This is a genomic window from Streptomyces sp. NPDC007162, assembly GCF_040634175.1.
Taxonomy (GTDB): Bacteria; Actinomycetota; Actinomycetes; order Streptomycetales; family Streptomycetaceae; genus Streptomyces.
The window spans coordinates 16,254-35,971 of sequence record NZ_JBEYFC010000023.1; the positions used below are offsets into that span (position 1 = coordinate 16,254).

General features: G+C 74.0%; 19 protein-coding genes and 1 pseudogene. 11 read left to right on the forward strand and 9 right to left on the reverse strand.

Features of this window, described 5'->3' with window-relative positions; genetic code table 11:
- Positions 1-142: 142 nt before the first annotated feature.
- The gene (locus ABZ646_RS04895) at positions 143-1,384 is read right to left on the reverse strand and encodes a serine/threonine-protein kinase (RefSeq protein WP_360513035.1); all 1,242 of its coding nucleotides are present in this window, start codon (positions 1,382-1,384) and stop codon (positions 143-145) included.
- 211 nt (positions 1,385-1,595) lie between these two features.
- Between ABZ646_RS04895 and ABZ646_RS04900 the strand changes: the two genes are divergently transcribed.
- Entirely contained in the window at positions 1,596-2,180 is a 585-nt protein-coding gene (locus ABZ646_RS04900) for a TerD family protein (protein ID WP_360513001.1), read from the forward strand.
- A gap of 19 nt (positions 2,181-2,199) precedes the next feature.
- On the opposite strand, the gene ABZ646_RS04905 is transcribed toward ABZ646_RS04900, so the two are convergent.
- From ABZ646_RS04905 to ABZ646_RS04925, 5 genes and pseudogenes are all read right to left on the reverse strand, one after another.
- Positions 2,200-4,530 carry a heavy metal translocating P-type ATPase gene (locus ABZ646_RS04905; protein ID WP_360513003.1) on the reverse strand — a complete coding sequence of 777 codons (2,331 nt, stop codon included), beginning with the start codon at positions 4,528-4,530 and terminating at the stop codon, positions 2,200-2,202.
- 213 nt (positions 4,531-4,743) lie between these two features.
- Positions 4,744-4,875: pseudogene (locus tag ABZ646_RS04910) on the reverse strand (4Fe-4S ferredoxin); the annotation flags it as partial.
- Between the two features lie 232 nt (positions 4,876-5,107).
- Positions 5,108-6,277 carry a site-2 protease family protein gene (locus ABZ646_RS04915; RefSeq protein ID WP_360513005.1) on the reverse strand — a complete coding sequence of 390 codons (1,170 nt, stop codon included), beginning with the start codon at positions 6,275-6,277 and terminating at the stop codon, positions 5,108-5,110.
- Positions 6,278-6,692: 415 nt separating this feature from the next.
- Positions 6,693-6,992, reverse strand: coding sequence for a universal stress protein (locus ABZ646_RS04920; RefSeq protein WP_360513007.1), 300 nt, complete (start codon positions 6,990-6,992; stop codon positions 6,693-6,695).
- Between the two features lie 158 nt (positions 6,993-7,150).
- Complete coding sequence (locus ABZ646_RS04925) at positions 7,151-7,996, reverse strand: CBS domain-containing protein (RefSeq protein WP_360513009.1); 846 nt, start codon at positions 7,994-7,996, stop codon at positions 7,151-7,153.
- 172 nt (positions 7,997-8,168) lie between these two features.
- Here ABZ646_RS04925 and ABZ646_RS04930 point away from each other — a divergent pair, with 172 nt between their 5' ends.
- Genes ABZ646_RS04930 through ABZ646_RS04970 form a run of 9 tightly spaced genes read left to right on the forward strand, consistent with a single transcriptional unit; the run spans position 8,169 to position 16,252 of the window.
- The gene (locus ABZ646_RS04930; RefSeq protein WP_360513011.1) at positions 8,169-8,603 is read left to right on the forward strand and encodes a hypothetical protein; all 435 of its coding nucleotides are present in this window, start codon (positions 8,169-8,171) and stop codon (positions 8,601-8,603) included.
- The gene (locus ABZ646_RS04935) at positions 8,600-9,520 is read left to right on the forward strand and encodes a hypothetical protein (protein ID WP_360513013.1); all 921 of its coding nucleotides are present in this window, start codon (positions 8,600-8,602) and stop codon (positions 9,518-9,520) included. The genes ABZ646_RS04930 and ABZ646_RS04935 overlap by 4 nt, the downstream gene beginning before the upstream one ends.
- Positions 9,507-10,922, forward strand: coding sequence for a V-type ATPase 116kDa subunit family protein (locus tag ABZ646_RS04940; RefSeq protein WP_360513015.1), 1,416 nt, complete (start codon positions 9,507-9,509; stop codon positions 10,920-10,922). Before ABZ646_RS04935 ends, ABZ646_RS04940 begins: the two co-directional genes overlap by 14 nt.
- A gap of 4 nt (positions 10,923-10,926) precedes the next feature.
- The gene (locus tag ABZ646_RS04945) at positions 10,927-11,343 is read left to right on the forward strand and encodes an ATP synthase subunit C (RefSeq protein WP_360513017.1); all 417 of its coding nucleotides are present in this window, start codon (positions 10,927-10,929) and stop codon (positions 11,341-11,343) included.
- Between the two features lie 2 nt (positions 11,344-11,345).
- Entirely contained in the window at positions 11,346-11,579 is a 234-nt protein-coding gene (locus tag ABZ646_RS04950; RefSeq protein ID WP_360513019.1) for a V-type ATP synthase subunit F, read from the forward strand.
- Positions 11,576-12,502 (forward strand): hypothetical protein, encoded by a 927-nt coding sequence (locus tag ABZ646_RS04955; protein ID WP_360513021.1) that lies wholly within the window; start codon positions 11,576-11,578, stop codon positions 12,500-12,502. The genes ABZ646_RS04950 and ABZ646_RS04955 overlap by 4 nt, the downstream gene beginning before the upstream one ends.
- Entirely contained in the window at positions 12,499-14,220 is a 1,722-nt protein-coding gene (locus ABZ646_RS04960; protein WP_360513022.1) for a V-type ATP synthase subunit A, read from the forward strand. Before ABZ646_RS04955 ends, ABZ646_RS04960 begins: the two co-directional genes overlap by 4 nt.
- On the forward strand, positions 14,217-15,635 hold the full coding sequence (locus ABZ646_RS04965; RefSeq protein WP_360513023.1) for a V-type ATP synthase subunit B: 1,419 nt from the start codon (positions 14,217-14,219) through the stop codon (positions 15,633-15,635). Before ABZ646_RS04960 ends, ABZ646_RS04965 begins: the two co-directional genes overlap by 4 nt.
- Positions 15,632-16,252, forward strand: a complete 621-nt coding sequence (locus tag ABZ646_RS04970) for a V-type ATP synthase subunit D (protein ID WP_360513024.1) — start codon at positions 15,632-15,634, stop codon at positions 16,250-16,252. Before ABZ646_RS04965 ends, ABZ646_RS04970 begins: the two co-directional genes overlap by 4 nt.
- A 66-nt stretch (positions 16,253-16,318) precedes the next feature.
- Here the strand turns inward: ABZ646_RS04970 and ABZ646_RS04975 are convergent, their stop codons facing one another.
- Entirely contained in the window at positions 16,319-16,723 is a 405-nt protein-coding gene (locus tag ABZ646_RS04975; RefSeq protein WP_360513026.1) for an Hsp20/alpha crystallin family protein, read from the reverse strand.
- 281 nt (positions 16,724-17,004) lie between these two features.
- Between ABZ646_RS04975 and ABZ646_RS04980 the strand changes: the two genes are divergently transcribed.
- Complete coding sequence (locus ABZ646_RS04980) at positions 17,005-17,889, forward strand: universal stress protein (protein WP_360513028.1); 885 nt, start codon at positions 17,005-17,007, stop codon at positions 17,887-17,889.
- A 14-nt stretch (positions 17,890-17,903) separates the two neighbouring features.
- Here the strand turns inward: ABZ646_RS04980 and ABZ646_RS04985 are convergent, their stop codons facing one another.
- Both ABZ646_RS04985 and ABZ646_RS04990 read right to left on the reverse strand, forming a co-directional pair.
- On the reverse strand, positions 17,904-18,368 hold the full coding sequence (locus ABZ646_RS04985) for a hypothetical protein (RefSeq protein ID WP_360513030.1): 465 nt from the start codon (positions 18,366-18,368) through the stop codon (positions 17,904-17,906).
- A gap of 1,017 nt (positions 18,369-19,385) precedes the next feature.
- Positions 19,386-19,634: a hypothetical protein gene (locus tag ABZ646_RS04990; protein ID WP_360513031.1), complete on the reverse strand. Its 249-nt coding sequence runs from the start codon at positions 19,632-19,634 to the stop codon at positions 19,386-19,388.
- Positions 19,635-19,718: the final 84 nt, after the last annotated feature.

Sequence of the window (19,718 nt, forward strand, 5' to 3'; positions counted from 1 at the left end):
CCCCACGGGAATGGCGCAGCCACACTGCCTCGGATGTCCGGGGGCCGGCCGCGCTCTCTGTACGGTTGCTGTGAACATCACGCAACGGATCGAACTCTAGTACCTGCCTCCGACGGCCCGGAAACGGTTAATGGCCGTCAGTTCAGTCTTTCTCGTCGCTGTGCTCGTTCTTCCTCTTCGGGGTGTCCGGTCGCTTGTCCGGGCCGTCTTCCTTGCCGATCGAGGCCGGCCCCGTGCTGTGCGGCTGGTCGGCCGGTGGTGTGTCGGCCGAACTGTGGTCGGGGGAGAACCAGGCGATGCCGAGCAGCAGCGCCCCGAGGAAGATCACCACTGCGGCGACGGCGCTCACCGTTCTCGACCGGCTTGCGGAGAGTGTGCGGCCTCCCGCACGCTGACGGCGCCGGGCCCGGTGGGCCGGAGCGGTCCCGGCGGCGGACGGGAAGGCATAGGTGGTGACGGAGCCGGGGGCCACGTTCGTCCCGGACCGGGTCCGGGCCCCCGGAAGTGACCCCAGGGTGCTCGGACGCGACTGGGGCCCGGGGCGCGGTTCGACGGCCGGGAGGGGTTCGGGGCGTCCTCTCCAGGAGCCCGCGGCGAACCACTCGGCCGTCTGGCGCGCCGTGGGGCGGTCCTCGGGTCGCTTGGCGAGAAGGCCGAGCAGGTAGTTCTCGAAGGCGGGCGGCAGTCCGATGCCCAGCTCTCGCGGTGGCACGGGGGGCGTGTCGAGGTGGTGGTGGAGGACGGCGATGGCGCTGTCGGCGTGGAACGGCACCCGTCCGGTGAGGAGTTGGTACAGCACGCAGCCGAGCGAGTAGACGTCGGACGGCGGTCCGGCGGGGTGGCCCAGGGCGCGCTCGGGGGCGATGTACAGGCTGGTCCCGACGATCTGACCGGTCGCGGTGAGCCCGCCACTCGGGTCGTCCATGAAGCGGGCGATGCCGAAGTCGCCGATCTTCACGGATCCAACGGCGTCGAGAAGGAGGTTGCCGGGCTTGATGTCCCGGTGCACGACACCCTGTTCGTGCGCGACGGCGAGCCCGGCGGCCGCCTGGGCGGCGATGCGGGCGACCTCCTCGGCCGGCAGGGATCCCGCCCGGGCGAGCACGCGGTGCAGACTGTCGCCCTCGACCAGCTCCATCACCAGGAACAGTCGCCCCTCCTGCTCGCCGAAGTCGACGACGCCGACCACGTACGGGTGCCGGAGCCGGCCCGCTGTCTGGGCCTCCAGGCGGAAGCGGGCGGCGGCGGTGGGATCGGTGTTCTGGGCAAGCAGGAGCTTGACCGCCACCGGTCTGCCGAGCATCTCGTCGTAGGCCTGCCAGACCTCGCCCATCGCGCCTCGCCCGATGACGGTCTCCAGCCGGTACCGGCCCGCAATCAGCACCTGTTGCTTCATTCCTCACGCAGTGAGACGACATGACCGCTGGCGGCCATGTCCCTCTGGAAGAACGGGTGTTGTGGGGATGCCGCAGCTTCCACACTCTACTGGCGGGCCGACGGCGGGCAGCTGCGATCGGACCCGTCACGTGGAACCACGAAGGGGCCGGGCACACTTTGCGTGTCGACGTCCCTTTGACGCAAGGAATGAGCCACACGTGATCACGCTCACCAAGGAAGACGGCCCGGCAGACCTGGACGGGGTGACGCACCTGTCCATCGGGGTCTCCTGGGACCCCACCGCCGGCAGCAGCGGCGGCGTGCTGGGCAAGCTGCGCCGCCAGAGCGGCACCGACCTCGATCTGATCGCCATCGCCATGCAGGGCGGTGACCCGGTGCGCCTGGCGGGTCTCGACTCACTCGACCCCATGGGCAACGGCTCGTTGGTCCACAGCGGCGACAACCAGACCGGACGCGGGGACGGCGACGACGAGACGGTGACCGTCGAGTTCGCCCGGATCCCGCCCAACATCACGTCGATCGTGTTCGTGGCCGCCGCGTACAAGAAGGGCAGTTCCTTCCAGAAGGCGCGCAACATCAGCTTCAAGGTCTACGACGCGACCGGCGGCAGCTCCCAGCAGGTCGCCGACATCTGGCCGAGCCTGCTCACCCAGGACAACGGATGTGCGGTCGCCAAGGCGCTGCGGGTCGGCGGCAGTTGGAAGCTCGAGGTGATCAACGTGACGGGAAAGATCAAGCAGGGGGACGAGCAGGCCCTGATGCGTTTCGCCGTCAGCAAGTAGCCCCGCCTCTCGCGGTCGTTCACGGAGCGAGGGAGAAGTAGTTCTCCTCCTCCTGGGTGAAGTGCAGGCGCAGGACGGTGTTGAGGCCGTAGAGGCAGGAGCGGAGGTCGTCGAGCTGCTCTGCGGACAGGCCCCCACCTGTGTGGGCCAGTTGCAGGTGGATCGCGATGCGGCGGGCGAGGCGTTCGATCTCGGTGTGGGCGCGGCTCATGGTGGCGGTGGCCTCGGGACCGCCGAGGGCAGGGGCGAGGGCGGGGTAGAGCTCGTGTTCCTCGGCGTGCTCGTGCGGCAGCAGTCGTTCGGTGAGCAGACGGTGGGTCTCCTCCACTGCCGCCAGGGCCGTCGGGCCGGAGCTGTCGGAGAGGCGGTCGGCCGCATCGCGTACGGATTCCAGGACGTCCTGGAGGTCGTCGTGTTCGGCGGCAAAGCGGTGTATGAGGGCTTCGGCGGCGGGGGTGAGGGGCGGCCGCGTGGCCGGACCGACGCGCAGGGCGCGCAGGGCGTTGAGGATGACGGCGACATCGATGCCCTCTTGGAGCAGGGCGCCGGCCGCGGGCGGAAGGAGGCCGGCCGCGGCCGCGGCCATGGCGGCCAGGGACATGAGCATACCGCCGAGGGCGCTCTGTACGGCGATGTGGCGGGCCCGCTGGGCGATGGTGACGGCGTCGGCGAGGCGGTCGACGCGGTCGGTGGTCAGGACGATGTCGGCGGCTTCGGAGGAGGCGGTGGACCCGCGGGCACCCATGGCGACGCCGATGTCGGCGGCGGCGAGAGCGGGGGCGTCGTTGACGCCGTCCCCGATCATGATGGTGACCGCGCGTTCGCGTTCGGCGCGTACGGCGGCGACCTTGTCGGCCGGGGCGAGCTCGGCGCGGACGTCGTCGAGGCCGAGGACGGCGGCGACCTCACGGGCGGGCGCGGCGCGGTCGCCGGTGAGCATCAGCAGCCGTTCGATGCCTGCCGCGCGCAGGTGGCGCAGGGTGCGCGGGGCGTCGTGGCGCAGGGGATCGCGCAGCAGTACGGCGCCGGTCGGCTCTCCGTCGACGGTGAGCCAGGCCACGGCGGCACCGTCGAGCAGAGCGCGGTTGTCGGCCGCCTTCGCCCAGTCCGGCCGGGCGGTCGCGGCGTCGATACGACCGACGCAGACCCGGTGTCCGTCCACGGCGCCGGTGGCGCCCCGCCCGGGTTCCTCGGTGACGCCCGCCGGGACCGAGAGCTCCAGCTTGCGTTCCCGGGCCGTGTCGACGATGGCCTGGGCGAGGACGTGGGGCGAGTACTGGTCGACCGAGGCCGCCAGGCGGAGGACCTCGGTGGGTTTGACGTCGGGCGCGGCGATCACGTCGAGGACGCGGGGGCGGCCGCGGGTGAGGGTGCCCGTCTTGTCCATCAGCAGGGTGCGGGCGCGGCCGAGGTTCTCCAGCGCGCCGCCGTCCCGGATGACGACGCCGAGACGGGAGGCGTGGGAGAGACCGGAGACGATGGCGACCGGGGCGGCCAGCAGCAGAGGGCAGGGGGTGGCGACCACCAGGACGGCGACCGCTCGTACGGCGGACCCACTGATCAGCCAGGCCAGACCCGCCACCGCCAGGGAGAGCGGCAGGAACCAGGCCGCGTAGCGGTCGGCCAGCCGTACGACCGGCGCGGACTCGGCGCCGGCCTGCCGGGCCAGTCGTACGATCCCGGCATACGTGCTGTCCTGCTCGGTGGCCGTGGCGCGCAGCTCGAAGGCGCCGCCGGCATTGACGGCGCCGCTGCGCACCGTCTCGTCGCGGGCCCGCTCGACCTGCAGGGCCTCACCCGTGAGCACCGACTCGTCGAGGACGGCGGCGTTGCTCTCCACCCGGCCGTCGACGGGGACGACCTCGCCGGGGCCGACGACGAGCAGGTCACCGACAGCGACCTCGGCCAGCGGCACCGAGGCCACACCGGCGTCGGTGCGGCGGCGCGCGGAGCGCGGTGCGTGCTCCAGCAGAGCCCGTAGATCGTGGGAGGCGCGCCGCTGGGCGGCGGCCTCCAGGGTGCGGCCGGTGGCGAGCATCAGCGCGATCAGCGCACCGGCGAGGTATTCGTGGACGGCCAGGGTGCCGCACAGCGCGAGGACGGCGATGAGGTCCACGCCCGCGTGCCCATGCCGCAGTGCGGTGACCACCCATGCCGTGGCGGGGACGACGGCGGAGAGGGTGCCCAGCCCCCAGAGGAGGTCGGCGAGGTCGCCGGCCCCCGTGAGCCAGGCGATGCCGCCGGCTGTCAGCGCCGCCGCGGTGACGGCCAGGAGGACGGGTTCGAGCTGCGGCGACACGGTCGCCGAGGTCGAGCGGCGCAGCCGTGCTGTGATCGTGCGGTGGGTCATGGCGTACCTCGGTCCGTCCGGCGCGCCGATCGTGAAACCGGCTCCCCTCCAGCACAGCGCGCCACCGGTTATCCGTGGCAGGGGACGTCCGGCCCTGATTCAGGGCCGGCCAGACGGCAGCATCCCGACGACATCGCGTGCACCGCCGGTACCGCTGGTGCCGGGCTCCGGACGAGCCCAGGGTGGCAGGACACGTCCCCTGGAAGGAGCCCGAACCCGGTCCTGGACGGCGATGGCCCGCAGGTCGCAGGGGCGCACGCCGAGGAAGGCGTGACGTGGGGGCGCGGGCCGGTCGGCCGCGATGACCAGCCCGTCCTGCGTCCGGTCGGCGCTCCAGAAGCGTTCGCATCGGCGCCGGCGGTCATGGCCGACCTCCTTCGGCACGGGTGCCTTCCCTCGGGATCCGGTCCACAGGAGGGCAACGGTTCCGGACGCCCGCCCGGCGCGAGGAGCCGTACGGCGGAGCCGGCCCCGCAGGAAGTGTCGTGCGTCCTGGCTCTGGCCAAGATCCACCAGGTGACGTAACCCACCTGTACTCCTGTCGCCCGGTCGTGTGGAGGTGACCGGACCGTGCTGGTCATCGTTGCTCCTTCGACAGTTCCGGGGGCCGACGCCGTGGACCTTCCGACGCGCTGGGCCACGCCAGGGCGCGGGTGATGTCGGCGACGGTGAGGATGCCGACGAGACGGCCCTGGTCGAGGACCAGCGCCCGGCGCACCGGGCTGTCCTGCAGCCGAGGCAACAGGTCGAGAACGGGCTCGTCCGGGGTGGCTGTCACGACATCGCCGAGGGGGTGCATCACCTCGCGGACCGTCGTGTGCTCCCTCGCCTGCTGCGGCGCAGCCTGCGCCCGGCGCACGGTGAGCAGGCCGGTGACCGACCCGTCCGCCGCCAGCACCGGAAAGGCCGAATGGCGGTAGGGGCCGAACGGCCCCTCGGCCAGGAAGTCGCGGAGGGTCGTCGTCGCGGGGACGGTGACCGGGGCCGGTGTCATGACGCGACGGACGGGAACGCCCTCCAGGACACCCCGGATCTGCGCCTGCCGGGACTCCGCCGTGGCGGCGGCGATGAGGAACCAGCCGATCAGCGCGGCCCACAGGCCGGACAGGTTGCCGCCGAACAGCACGTCGGCGAACCCGGTCAGGACCATGAACCAGCCCAGTGCCCGGCCGGCCGCCGTGGCACCCCGGGTGGCGCGCAGCCGGTCACCGGTGCGGTGCCACAGGTACGCCCGCAACAGCCGGCCCCCGTCCAGCGGAGCGGCGGGAAGCGCGTTGAAGACGGCGAGCAGGACGTTGATCGCGGCGAGCCAGGCGACCGCCTCGACCACCAGCCCGGACGCGTGCAGCGCGGCCAGTCCCACGGCGGCTCCGGCCAGCACGCCTCCGGCGAGCAGACTGGTGAGTGGGCCCACCCCGGCGATCCGCAGCTCGGCGGCCGGTGACGGGGCCTCGCCGCGCAGCCGGGCCGCGCCGCCCAGCATCCACAGCGTGATGCCGTCCACCTCGACGCCGTTGCGCCGGGCTACCACGGCGTGCGCCAGCTCGTGCGCGAGCAGCGAGCCGAGGAACACCACGGCGGTCAGTACGGCGAGACCCCAGTACGCGACCGGGGAGTGACCGGGGTGGGCGGCCGGGAAACGGCCGTGCGCCAGCGCCGTGGTGATCAACGCGACGATGACCAGTACGCTCCAGTGCAGGCCGACCCGGACACCGGCGATCCGGCCCAGGGACAGTGTCTCGTCCATCGACCCCGCCTCACCTTCCGGTTTTCCGCCCGGCGCGTGGCGCGCCCGCGGCACCTACAGCGTGCGGCGGCGGCCGCTCGGTCCGGAGGGGCCGACCGGCTCTCGACGGGGACACTCGGCCCCGGTCCCGCCGCCGGGGAGCAGCGCGCCTCATACGCCCTGACCGTCCAGGGACCGGCGCGGCACGGCACAGTGCGCTCGACCGGTCCGGGTCGTCCGGATGCGGGGCGTGGTGCTGCCGGCCCGGGACCTGCACGACCTGGCCGTCCGGCGGCTGTTCGCCACCGGGATGACCCTGCCGAGCGCCGGGCGCCGATCATCCGCGAACCGGAGCCGGTCGGAGCCGCCCCGGGTGGAACCCGGAAGACGCCGCCCCGGCCGTACGCGGGTCGGCAGCCGCACTCCCCGGTCCGCCTCAGCTCGGATGCGGGACGACGGCCACCGGGCACTGTGCGTGGTGCGACAGGGTGTGGGCGACCCTGCCGAGCTGGAGCCCGAAGTGCCCCTGGCGCCGCCGGGCGCCGACGACGATCAGGTCGGCCCCGGCCGACGCCTTCAGCAGGACGCGATGGGCGGGGCCCTCGACGGCCTGCCGACGGACCTCGACGCCGGGGTGGTCCCGCACGGCCTCCCGCAGCGCGTCCGTCGCCGTCCGGTTCCTGAGTCCGCGTCCGCCTGCCGGTGTCTCCGGGGCCTCACGGCTCCGGGGCCTCACGGCGCGGAACCGGCCGCGTCCTCGGACCTGCCGACCGGGCAGCGCGTGGCATCCGTGGAGCGGCTGTCCGAGCGTACGAGCGAGTCGAGTTCGAGCACGTCCCGGAACCTGACGTCCGGCTGGACGAGCCCCCGCCTCGGTTCGCGCAGCCGTCGGGATCAGGCGAGGGTGAGGAGGTTCTTCACCTCGACCACGTCGGCGATCGCCTCGGTCTCGGCCAGCAGCCGGTCTCCGGTCGCGGCCGGTACCTGTCCCGACAGTTCCACGATGCCGTCGTGCACGGTCACCTCGACGGTCGTGCGGTCGCCCGGGGCGCAGACGGTGCGGATCCTGTCCTCGACCTCCGCCCGTATCCCGGCGTCGTCCCTGATCAGAGTCTGCAGCAGCGTGTCGCGGCCGACGGCGCCGACCAGCCGGCCCTCGTGGTCGGTGACCGGGATCCGCTTCAGCCGGGACAGGGCGGCGAGCCAGGCGGCCTCCGCGACGGTGGCGCCGGGCAGCACGGTGATCGCGGGGCTGGTCATCAGGTCGGCCGCCGACTCGCCCTGGGCCCTGCCGCGCAGCCGGTGCTCCCACAGTCGGCCGACCGGACCGGGACGATGGCCGGAAGCCTCGACGGCCACCTTCGCCAGCAGGTCCGACTCGGAGACGACACCCACCACGCGGTCGTCCGCGTCCACGACCGGCAGCGCACCCACGTGCTCGCGCGCGAGCAGCCGGGCGATCTCCCGGTACGGCAGGTCCTCGCGCAGCCAGGCAGCGGGCACCTCCATCACGTCCCGCACCAGCGGTGTCCCGGAGCCGGTCGCCGATGCGCGGGGCGCGCTCACCGGGGCGGGCGGCGGCTGTTCCTCCGGCCCGGCCTGTTCGGCCGCCGCGGTGGCCACGGCACCCAGGTAGCGGACCAGCAGGTCCTGGCGGACACCTTCGCTGGGGCTCCAGGGCCGGACGGGCGTGGACCGCCGTGCGTCGGCCCCCGTGGAGAAGCTCTCGTGCTGGGTCACGGCGACCTCCAGAGACCTCGGGTTGCACACCGTTCCGTTCCAGTCTTCCGTTCCGCCGTCGGCCGTCCAGTGCCGAACGGCCCTGATGGAACGACGTGACGGCCCTATCCGATGCGGGTGCGGGCGAGGACGGTGACACTGAAGGGGCAGCCGACCGGCAGGAGGCCGGGAGATGAGCCTGCGGGACTTCCTGGAACGGTTCCGTCCGACCGGGACGCCGGGGGCGGCCGTCACGGGTGTGCCCCCCGACCGGGCGGCGGAACGCGCCGCGGAACTGGCACCCGCCCTGGACCGGCTGACGGCCGTCCAGCAGGAAGCCGCCCGGATCCGGGCAGCTGGGCAAGAGGCCGCCGAGACGATCCGGCGGGACGCCGGACAAGAGGCCGAGGGCATCGTGGCGGCCGCCCGGGAGCAGGCTCCTCAGGTACGCAGTCAAGCCGCCGAACCCGTCGTACGGGACGCCCTGCGGGAGACGGAGGCCGTGCGCCTCGCCGGTGACCAGGCCGCGGACGTGGTGCGCGAGCGTGCTCGGGCCGGGCTGCCCTCGCTGGTGGATGACGCGGTGGCGCAGGCGCTGCGGCCGGCTGCCGGTAGGGGCGCGCCGTGAGCGCCGGGTGGGTGGCCGGAGCGGTCCGGGCCCGGGCCCTGGCCGTCCGGTGTCCGGGTGCTGTCGGGGCGCGGGAGATCGCGGTGTGTCCTTCGCTCGACGAGGCGCTGCGGCGGCTCGGCGGGACGCCGTACGTCAGGTACACGCGGGAGGCGGCCGGGCTGCCCGAGGCGCAACGCGCGGTGTCCGCGACGCTGTTGTGGCATCTGAGGGTGCTGGCGGGCTGGCTGCCGCGGGGTGGGGCCCGGCTGCTCGTCCCGCTCGTCTCGGGGTTCGAGGTCGCCAACGTGGTCGCCCGGCTGTCGCCCGAGCAGCAGGACCGCGTCCCGCCGTACCGGCTCGGAGCGCTGGAGACTGTCTGGCGGCGCCTTGACCGGGCGGCGACCCCCGCGGAACTGCGTGCCGCGCTCGCCGCCTCCCCGTGGGGCGATCCGGGCGGCGACACGCCGTGGGCACTGACCACGGGTATGCGGATGGCCGCCGCGCGGCGCACCGCCCTGGCCGTGCCGCAGGCGCGCGACTGGGCCGTCGCCCGCGCGGCCCTGCTGACGGCGCGTGAACTGTTCGTGCACGGCCGCTCCCTGCCGGAGCCGGTACGGCGGGACGCGGCCCGACTGCTGGGGGGACGGGCGTCGGCCGCCGCCTCGTACCAGGAGTTCCGCGAGGGTCTTCCGGCGCCGGCCCGGCGGCTCCTGGCCGGTGTCGAGGAACCGGGGGGACTGTGGCGGGCGGAGATCCGCTGGTGGCGCACGGTGCGGGACGACGGTGCCGCTCTCCTGCGCGACGGCCGGCACGGGCCCGGCGTGGTCGTCGGCGCGGTCGCCGTGCTCTCCGTGGACGCCTGGCGGGTGCGTGCGGCCCTGGAGTCGGCGGCCCGGGGCGGGCGGCTCGGGGAGGCGTTCGATGCCCTGGCCTGAGGGGATGACACCCGTCCGGATGCGCCGCGTGGCGGTGGTCGTGCCCCGGGCGGCGCTGCGGGACGCGCTGGTCAGGATCGCCGAAGCGGGCTGTGTGGAGCTGGACCGCGTCGAGGAGAGGGCCCCGGGGCCCGCGGCACTGCGGCTGCGGCGACTTCAGGGGCGCGGTGCCACGGTAGGCGCCGGCCGGGCCGTCCTGGCCGTCTCCGCACCCGACCTGGACCGGCTCGAAGACCGGCGGGAGACGAGCCTGCTGGCCGGCGAGGCAGAACTGGAGGAACGCGCGGAGGGCGCCGTAGGGCAGGGCGAGGTGTCGGCGCTCGCCGGGTGGTGCCCGGCGGCCGAGGTGCCCCGGGTCGCCGAGCGGCTGGCGGCGGCGGGCGGCGCGCTGCTGCCGCTGCCGTCGCCGCGCGGCACCGGTCCGCCGACGCTGCTGCGCACCGCCGGGAAGGTCTCGTTCACGCCTCTGGTGACGACGTACGGCACACCGTCGTACGCGGACCTCGACCCGTCGTGGCCGGCGGGCCTCGCCTATGTCGTCATGTTCGGCATCATGTTCGGTGACGTCGGGCACGGGGCCCTGCTGGTCCTCGGCGCGCTGGCCCTGCGCTCCGGACGGCCCCGGCGGCTCGCCCCGCTGCACCGCCTGTGGCCGTTCCTCGCGGGCGCCGGGCTGGCCGCGATGCTGGCGGGCGCCGCCTACGGGGAGTTCTTCGGGCCGACGGGTCTGCTCCCGGTGCTGTGGCTGGCACCCCTGCGGAGCCCGGCCCGACTGCTGGCGGCGGCGGTGGTGTTCGGGGCCGGGCTGCTGACCCTCGCGCATGCCGCGGGCGCGGTGAACCGGGTGCGGGAGGGCGGCTGGGCGGCGGGGCTGTACGCGGCGTCCGGCGTGGCCGGGCTGCTGTTCTACCTGGGGCTCGCACTGGCGGCGGCAGGGCTGGCCCTGCACGTGCCGTCGGCCGCCGTGGCCGGAGCCGCGGTCGCGCTCGCCGGGCTGGCGCTGGTGGCCTTTGGTCTGTTCCGGGCCACGGCGGGCGGCGGCGCCGGGCTCGCGGAGACGGGGGTACGGCTCTTCGACGTCGTCGTACGCACCGGCACCAACACCCTGTCCTTCGCCCGGCTCACGGCCTTCGGCCTCACCCACGCCGCGCTCGCCGACCTGGTGTGGCGCGGCAGCACGGCCCTGGCGGCGCGCGGTCCGGTCTGGTGGGCGGGCGCGGTCCTGCTGTTCACCGCCGGGACGGCCCTGTCCTTCGGCCTGGAGGCACTGGTGGCCGGGGTGCAAGCACTGCGGCTGGAGTTCTACGAGATCTTCTCCCGGCTCTTCGAGGCGGAGGGCCGTCCGTTCCGTCCCTGGCACGTTCCCGCGGCGGAGCCTGCCGACGCGCTCCTACGAAGGTGATCACATGCTCGCCTGGCTGATCGTGCTGCCGGTCCTGGCGGCGGTGCTCGGTGCCGTACGGCTCTTGCGGCGGCGCCGGACCTGGTGCGCGTTCCGCTGGCTTCTGGTGACGAACCTGGTTCTGCTGGCGGGCGCGTTCGCCGTCCTGGCGACGGCGCTCTCGGGCCCGGCGCAGGCATCCGCACAGGCCGCGGCCGGGGGTGGGGGCGTCAACGGCTCCGCGCTGATCGGGGCGGCCATCGCGGTGGCCGGAGCGTCGATCGGCGCCGCCATCGCGGTCGCCTACACGGGGGCCGCCGCGCTCGCCGCGCTGAGCGAGCGCCCGGAGATGTTCGGCCGGGCCATGGTGATCGTGGGTCTGGCGGAGGGCATCGCGGTGTACGGGCTGGTGGTCGCGATCCTGCTGATCGGAAAGGCCTGACCATGGGGACGGCGGCTGCCATCGGGGCCCGGACGAGCGTGGGCGGGCTGGCCCTGGCCGGGGTCGAGGTACTGGTGGCGGACGATCCGGACGCCGTCCGTCGCGCCTGGCGGGAACTCCCGGGCACCGTCGCCCTGGTGATCCTGACCGCGTCGGCCGCCGAGATCCTCGGCGCCGAGGCCACGGAGCCGGGGCCGGATCAGGCGAGGCCGCTGACGGTGGTGATGCCCCGATGACGGCGGTGGACGAGCTGGACCCGGTACGCGCCGAACTGCTGCGGGCGGCCCGGGCCGACGCCGAGGCGGCCGTGGAGCGGGCGCGTGCGGATGCGGCGCAGACCCTGCGCGCCGCGCGCGCCGAGGCCGAGCGGATACTGGCCCGGGCACGGGAGCTGGGCGTCGCTGACGGACGCGCGGCAGCCGCCCGGGAGCGGGTGCGCGCCGCCGAGGACGCCTGGAGCCGGGAACTGGCGGCCCGAGCCGAGGTCTACGCGGACCTGCGGGCGGGGGTGCGGGCCGGGATACGGCGCGCGCTGGCCGAGAGCGCGGTACCGCCCGACGGACGCGGGGAGACGGACCGGGCGGGCCGGGAACCGGTGGTCCGCGCCGGGGCTGACGCGGGTGGGCGGGCGTCGTCCGGCAGTGCGGTGCCTCCCGGCAGCCCTGGGGGGACGGACCGGGCGGGTCGGGAAGCGGCGGTCCGCGCCGGGGCTGACGCGGGTGGGCGGGCGCCGTCCGGCAGTGCGGTACCTGCCGGCAGCCCTGGGGGGACGGACCGGGCGGGTCGGGAAGCGGTGGTCCGCGCGGGGACTGACGCGGGTGTGCGGGCCGGGGGTGGGCGGGTGCCGTCCGGCAGTGCGGTGCCTTCCGGCAGTCGCGGGGAGACGGACCGGGCGGGGCTGGGATCGGCGGCCGGCGCCGGGGCCGCGGCCCGTTCCGGTGCACGGCGAGCGCCGACCGGAGCCCCCGTCGCGGATGACCGTCTCGCCCGGACGGCCAGGGCGCTGCTCGGCGCGGACGCGCGGGTCACGGCCGTAGCGGGCGGTGGAGTCACCGCAGACGTGCCAGGACGCCACCTCGACCTCTCCGCGGACGCTCTCGCGGACCGCGCTGTGGAACGCCTGGGCTCCCGGATCGAGAGCCTCTGGGGCGAGCCATGACCGTCACGTCCTCACGGATCCTGCGGGTCGCCGGGCCTCTGGTGCAGATGGAGTGCCCGATGTCCGTGGCCATGCACGACCTGGTGCTGCTGGGAACCGCTCGGCTGCCGGGTGAAGTCGTCGCCGTCCGAGAGGACACGGCCACCGTCCAGGCGTACGAGTACACGGGTGGTCTGGCACCCGGGCATCCCGCCGTACCGCAGGGCCACCCGCTGTGGGTGCGGCTGGGACCCGGGTTGCTCGGGGGTGTCTTCGACGGCCTGCTGCGCCCCCTGTCCGGCGCCGGTGACCTGCTGCTCACCGGCGGACCGGGCGGCGCGCCGGACGGACGTACCTGGCCGTACACGCCGCGGGTGGCCGAGGGCACCCGGGTCGCGGCAGGTGACGTCCTCGGCGAGATCGGCGCGACCGTACCCCTGCGGCTGCTCGTTCCGCCCGGCCTGTCGGGCGCGGCGAGCGCCGTCGCGAGGGCGGGCGAGTACGCCGCGGACGCCGTGCTGGCCGCCGTGGACGGGAACGAGGTGCGCATGGCGCAGACCTGGCCGGTGCGCAGGCCACGCCCGGTCGCGGGGCGGCTGCCCGGCGAGCTGCCGCTGCACACCGGTCAGCGCGCCGTCGACCTGCTCTTTCCGGTGGCCAGAGGCAGCACGGTCGCCGTGCCCGGCGGCTTCGGTACCGGCAAGACCATGCTGCTCCAGCAGATCGCCAAGTGGTGCGACGCCGACGTCATCGTCTACGTCGGCTGCGGGGAGCGCGGCAACGAGATGGCCGACGTCATCGAGGAGCTGGCGGAGCTGTCCGACCCGCGCACCGGGGGCCGGCTGTCGGAGCGCACGGTGACGATCGCGAACACCTCCAACATGCCGATGATGGCCAGGGAGGCGAGTGTGCACACGGGGGCCACGGTCGCCGAGTACTTCCGCGACATGGGCCTGGACGTCGTCGTCATCGCCGACTCGACGTCCCGTTGGGCGGAGGCACTGCGGGAGTTCGCCTCGCGGATGGGCGAACTCCCCGCCGAGGAGGGCTATCCGGCGAACCTGGCCTCCCAACTGGCCGCTTTCTACGAGCGGGCCGCGGCCGTACGCACCCTCGGCGGCACCACCGGGTCGGTCACGGTGCTCGGCGCCGTCTCCCCGCCGGGCGGCGACCGCACCGAGCCGGTCACCGCGCACACCGAACGGTTCGTACGGTGCCTGTGGAGCCTGGACCGCGACCTCGCCTACGCCCGCCACTATCCGGCCGTCTCCTGGGTGGACTCCTTCTCCCGGGACGCTTCCGCCCTGGCCGCCGCTCACGTGCGCGCCGGGGACCCGGACTGGGCGCACCGGCGGGGGCGGGTCGCGCGACTGCTCGCTGAGGCGGACCGGCTGGCCGACCTGGTCGAACTGGTCGGCATCACGGCCCTGCCACCGCGCGAGCGGATCAGTGTGCTCGCCGGGCGGCTGCTGCGCGAGGCTGTGATCCAGCAGAGCGCGCTGTCCCCGGCGGACGCCTACAGCACGCCGGAGAAGACGGCGGCGCTGGTGGCGGCCACCTTGACGGTGGTCGACCGCTGTCTGGAACTGATCGACTCCGGTACCCCGGCGGACGCGGTCGAGGCGGTCGACTTCACCCCGTTGCTGCGGGCCCGCGAGGACGCCGGTCCCGCGGAGACCGCGCCGGTGACCGCTGCGCGCGACACGGTGCTGGCCCGGCTCGCGGAGGCGGCGGGATGAGCTTTCCCGTGGACCCTGGAGGCCTCGCCGACCCCGTGGACGTCGAGTACACCGGCGTACGGGAACTGCGCGGTCCGCTGGTCGTGGTGGAGGGCGTGCGCGGGGTCGGCTGGGACGAGTCCGCCACGATCACCCTCGACTCGGGGGACCGACGGCACGGCCTGGTACTGGAAGTGGACCGGGACCTCGCCGTGGTGCAGGTCCTGGAGGACACCGCCGGCATGGACCGCGGCGGCACCCGCGTCGCCTTCTCCGGCTCGCCCCTGCGCATCCCCGTCGGCCCCGGGTGGCTCGGCCGGGTGTGCAACGGGCGGGGCGAACCGGCCGACGGCGGCCCGCCGGTGCTGGGCGCCACCCACGCCGCGGTGGGCGGCGCGCCGATCAACCCGGTGCGCCGGGAACCGCCGAACGAGCCGGTGCTGACCGGCGTGAGTGCCGTGGACGTCCTCACCACCCTGGTACGGGGCCAGAAGCTCCCGGTGTTCTCCGCGGCCGGGCTCCCGCACCTGGAGCTCGCGGTGCAGATCGCGGCCCAGGCGACCTGCGGCGGCGAGGCGTTCGCCGTGGTGTTCGCCGGCATGGGGCTCACCCACGCCGACGCCGCGTTCGTCCGCGCCGGGCTGGCGGAGCGGTCGGCGGCCCGGGAGCTGGTCCTGCTGCTCAACACCGCCGACGACCCGGTCATCGAACGGCTGCTGACCCCGCGGCTCGCCCTGACGGTCGCCGAGCATCTGGCATTCGCCGGGGGCAGGCATGTCCTGGTGGTGATGGCGGACATGACGGCCTATTCCGAGGCGCTGCGCGAGGTGTCGGCCGCACGGGGTGAGATCCCCGCCCGTCGGGCCTACCCCGGCTACCTCTACAGCGACCTCGCCTCCCTCTACGAGCGCTGCGGCCGGATCCGGGGCCGGCCGGGGTCGGTGACCGTCGTGCCGGTGCTCACCATGCCGGCGGGCGACATCACCCACCCCGTCCCCGACCTCACCGGCTACATCACGGAGGGCCAGATCGTGCTCTCCGCCGAGGTGTACGCGGCCGGAACGTATCCGCCCGTCGACCCGCTCGCCTCGCTGTCCCGGCTGATGCGCCACGGTGCCGGAGAGGGGCGGACCCGCGCCGACCATCCGGACGTGGCCGCGCAGCTGCTCGCCGCGCTGACTCGGGCCCGGCAGGTGCGGGAACTCGCCGACCTGATCGGCCGGCCCGCGCTCAGCCCCGTCGACCTGCGCCACCTGGACCTGGAAGACGCCTTCCGGCAGCGGTTCCTCGCCCAGGGCACGGACGAGAACCGCGCACTGGACGACTCCCTGGACCGGGCCTGGGACGTCCTGCTGACGCTGCCCCGCGGCCAGCTCGGCATGATCCCGGCCAAGCTGCTCGACGCTCACCTCGCCCCGCGTCAGGACACACCGTGAGCGCGCACGGCAGCCGGGTACCGGCGGGCCGGGCCGGACGGCTGCGACTGCGCCGCAGCCTCACCATCGCGCTGCGCGGCGCTGACCTGCTCGAACGCAAGCTCCGGCTGCTGCTCGACCGGGAGCGGACCGTACGCCGGGCGGCCCGGGAGGCCGGCGAGCTCTGGCGGCAGAAGCTGGCCGAGGCGGACACCTGGCTGGTGCGGGGGGTGCTGCTGGGCGGTGAGGCGGCGCTCGCCGAGGCGGTGCCGACGGACCGGGCCGGAGCCGACGTCACGTGGGCCGCGCTCATGGGCGTACGGCATCCCGCCGCCGTGTCCTGGACGGACCCCGTGCGTTCACCCGAGGAGCCGGTCCCGCCCAACACGGCGCTCGCGTACGCCGAGAGGGCGTACCGCGTGGCGGTTCGCGCCGCCGCGGAGCACGCCGTCCACCGAGCCGCGGCGGACCTGCTCGCCGCCGAAGCGGTACGCACCCGGCAGCGGGTCCGTGCCCTGCGCCGGCACTGGATCCCCCGGCTGCGGGACGAACTCGCGGCGGTGGAACTGGCCCTGGAAGAAGGCGAGCACGAGGAGGCGGTACGACGCCGCTGGGCCGCCGCACGCGGCGCCCGCTGACCGGGACCGGATCCACAGCGGACGGCGGGCCCGCGCGGGGCCCGCCGGAAAGGGAAACGTGGCACGTCAGCCACCGTGCTGGACCTCGATGTGCTTGGCCTCGGGCTTCTCGGCCCCCAGACCCACGCTGATGGTCAGCATGCCGTCGGTGTAGTCGGCCCTGACGTCTTCCTCGTCGGCGCCGGACGGCAGGGTCACGCTCCGGCTCATCGCGCCGTACCGGATCTCGCTGTGGCTCTTGTCGACGTCCCGTTCGGTGCGTTCGGCCTCGACCGTCAGCACTCCGTCGCCGATGACGACGTCGATGTCGTCCGCGGACATACCCGGTAGTTCGGCGCGCATGACATAGCGGCCGCCCTCCGTGTAGTCCTCGATCCGGACCGCGGGCATCGTCAGCCTGCTGGGAAAGGTCTCGAACCAGTCCGGCATGTCCGGGAACGGGAACCTCTGCCTGCGTGTCAGTGTGGCCATCGCCGTACCTCCTCGACGGTCGTCGTGTGTGCCGACACCTCCAGTCCAGCCCGCCGGGGCCGCCCCGGCTGGGGCCGAACAGCCCAGATCCGGGTCCCTGAGGTCCCTTTGCCGTCGGCACACCACGAAGCGACCACGGCCCTCCGCGTGATCCCGGCCGCCTTGGACGGGCCGACCGGTTGCGGCCCCGGGACCAATGGCCCCTGGCAGCTCGTACCAGCCGGGACTTGCATGAGAGCGCGGGGCACCCACCACGCCACCGCAGCGAGGAGGCGAGCACCATGACTGCTCCCGCACCGAGCGACCGCCGACCCGTGGTGGTCGGTGTCGATGCCGACCCGGCCCATCGGATGGCACTGGTCTGGGCGGCCGACGAAGCGGCACGGCGGCACGTTCCGCTGCGCGCGGTCCACGCCGAGGGTGTGCCGACCCGGGGCCACCGGGGAGGGACGGTCCCACCGTCCTGGGAGGAGTGGAACGAGGAACTGCACCGCAACGGGAAACAACTCCTCGCGGAGGTGGTGGATTTCGTCGCGGCCAGGCATCCCGGCATCGAGGCGGACGCCGTGCTCGCGGAGGGGGAGCCGGGGTGGGTGCTGGGGGAACAGAGCCGCGACGCCACGGCCGTCGTGCTGGGGTCGCGCCACCTGGGCCGGGCCAGGGAAGCGTTCGGTTCCGCCTCGGTCGCCCTGCCCGTCATGGCGCACGCCCGCTGTCCCGTGGTCGTCGTACCGGAACCGGAGCACGTCACCCAGGAGCCCGCCTACTACGTGGTCGGCGTCGACGGCAGCGAGCACTCGGCGGCGGCGGTCGACCTGGCCTTCCAGGAGGCCGCGCTGCGCGGTGCCGAGGTGCGGGCGCTGTACGTGTGGCAGCCCGGCCCCCTGCGGATCTTCGACGAGTACGAGCCCCAGCAGGAGTGCCGTCGGCTGCTCTCCGAGACGGTGGCCGGCCGCCGGGACCGCTATCCGGAGGTGGAACTCCGGCACGAGCTGGTCGTCGGCCATCCGGTGCAGGCGCTCGCCGACGCGTCGGCACACGCGCTGGGCCTGGTGGTGGGCACCCGGGGCCGCGGCGGCTTCACCGGCATGCTCCTGGGCTCGGTCAGCCAGGGCGTGCTGCACTACGCCCGATGCCCGGTCATCGCCGTTCCCACCCGGACGTGAAAGAGCTCCGTGTGTCAGCCAGCTCCGTGTGTCAGCGCGTGTAGCGCCCCCCAGCCGGGCTCCACGCGTTCCCATTCGCGGGCCCACTGCGCGAGGCGGCGCCGGTCGAGGCTCTTACCGAGGGCCCACCGCAGGCCGCAGGCGGTGGCCGCAGCGCCGAAGGCGCTCGCGCACCCCATTGCCACACCAGCGGTCGACGCGAAGTCACGGCTCCGGGGCGGTGCGGTGATGTCACCGCTCGCATCCAGCCACACGGTCACGAGCGCATGAAAACCGGACTGCGCACCGGGGCGGTCGCGGCGCGACCGCGCCTCCGTCAGCAGGCTTGCCGTCACCGGGTGCAGTTGCGCCAGCCGCGTCTGCCGAGCCAGCGTGTAGTGGCTGTACACCGCGTGCCCGACGCACCACGCCCCGAGCGGCACGGCCACAAGCGCGATGACGGTCAGGAAGATCCGCAGCTTGCGCTCCAGCCGGTCCACCGGCCGCTCCAGTGCGCCCGGATCACCGTCGCCCGTGTGCCGGGCCCGCGTGTCGGGCGGGCCGGACCTGTGCCGACGGCCGGGAAGACGCGGTGTCCGCATGGCGGCCCTCCGCTCCGAAATCGTCGTACGTCTCACCGTCGTCCGCCGCTGATGCGTCCGGTAGGGGCCGCGCGGTCCTAGGTGGGTGCCGTTCGGCCCCACTGGACGAGGCGCCCCGGGAGTGATGCTGGAATACGCCGCCGCCCCGGCCTGGGCGCGGAACGGCGGTCTGCGGACGGACGGAGTGGCGATGAGCAAGCACAGCCTTGCCGGCCGACGGGCCGCGCGTGCCCGATGCGGCGACCGGCTGCCATCGGCGAACACCGCCCGGCCGCGGGCCGTGAAACCAACGGCCGTCCACGTCCGGCGGTGTCGAACGGAGCACGACTTGCTGCTCCTGTCCGACGGCACGTGGCGACGTGTGGAGACGATCCGGGTGCGGAGTCTGTTCGGCTGAGTGTCCGCTCACTTGGACCGTACGGCAGAGCCGCAGTTGAGTGACGGACCGCCATGTGCCGTGATCCTCGTGGCCGTTGAGATCCAAACGATCTCCGGGAACCAGTCAGGGGCCTGATCCACTTGATGGACCAGGCCCCTGACCTGCTACTACGGCGTCGGGGTGGCGGGATTTGAACCCACGACCTCTTCGTCCCGAATGAGGTTCGGGTGGTGATCTTGCCAGCGTAGACGCTGTTCTACCTGGTCAGAGCGTTGGGCTGTGGCGGTCTCGGGCGGATTCGAAGGGGTTTGGGGAGCGGGTCGGCTCCCGGATGGCTCCCAAGGGGCCCAGCTCTCGGGCAGTAACCAATCGGCGGTTCTGTGCGTTGTCCGCAGTTCGGCGTCGAAGCGTGTCGACGTAGTCCGTGCGGAGCCTGCGGCGGCATCGTGGACGCTTCCCTGCGTTGATGTCGGTCAAGCCTCTTGCGCTACTTTCGCCTATCTCGGGCTGAGCAGCCGGATCTTGGGTCATCCGGATCAAGGCTGACCGAGTTCGACCGCCCACGCCTCGGGACCGTCGTAGCGGAAGGCGATCAGTGCGGTAACAGGCCAGTTCTCATGCACGCCACGCACCAGCCCGGCCCGGCTTGGCACGGTGAATGCTTGGATGCCCCGACCGAAGTCGATGGTTCCTGAGGCCCGGCTCTTGATCTGGGAAACGCGGCCTTGCAGGCGAGCCAGATGAGCAGGTGGCGGTTCTCCCTCTCTGCGGTTCCACTCCTTCAAGTCCTGGTGGGAGACCAGCCGACCTATCTCCTGTCCCTCCCCTGGCCTGCCTCGGCGGCGCCCTGGGGCTGCGCTGCACGACCC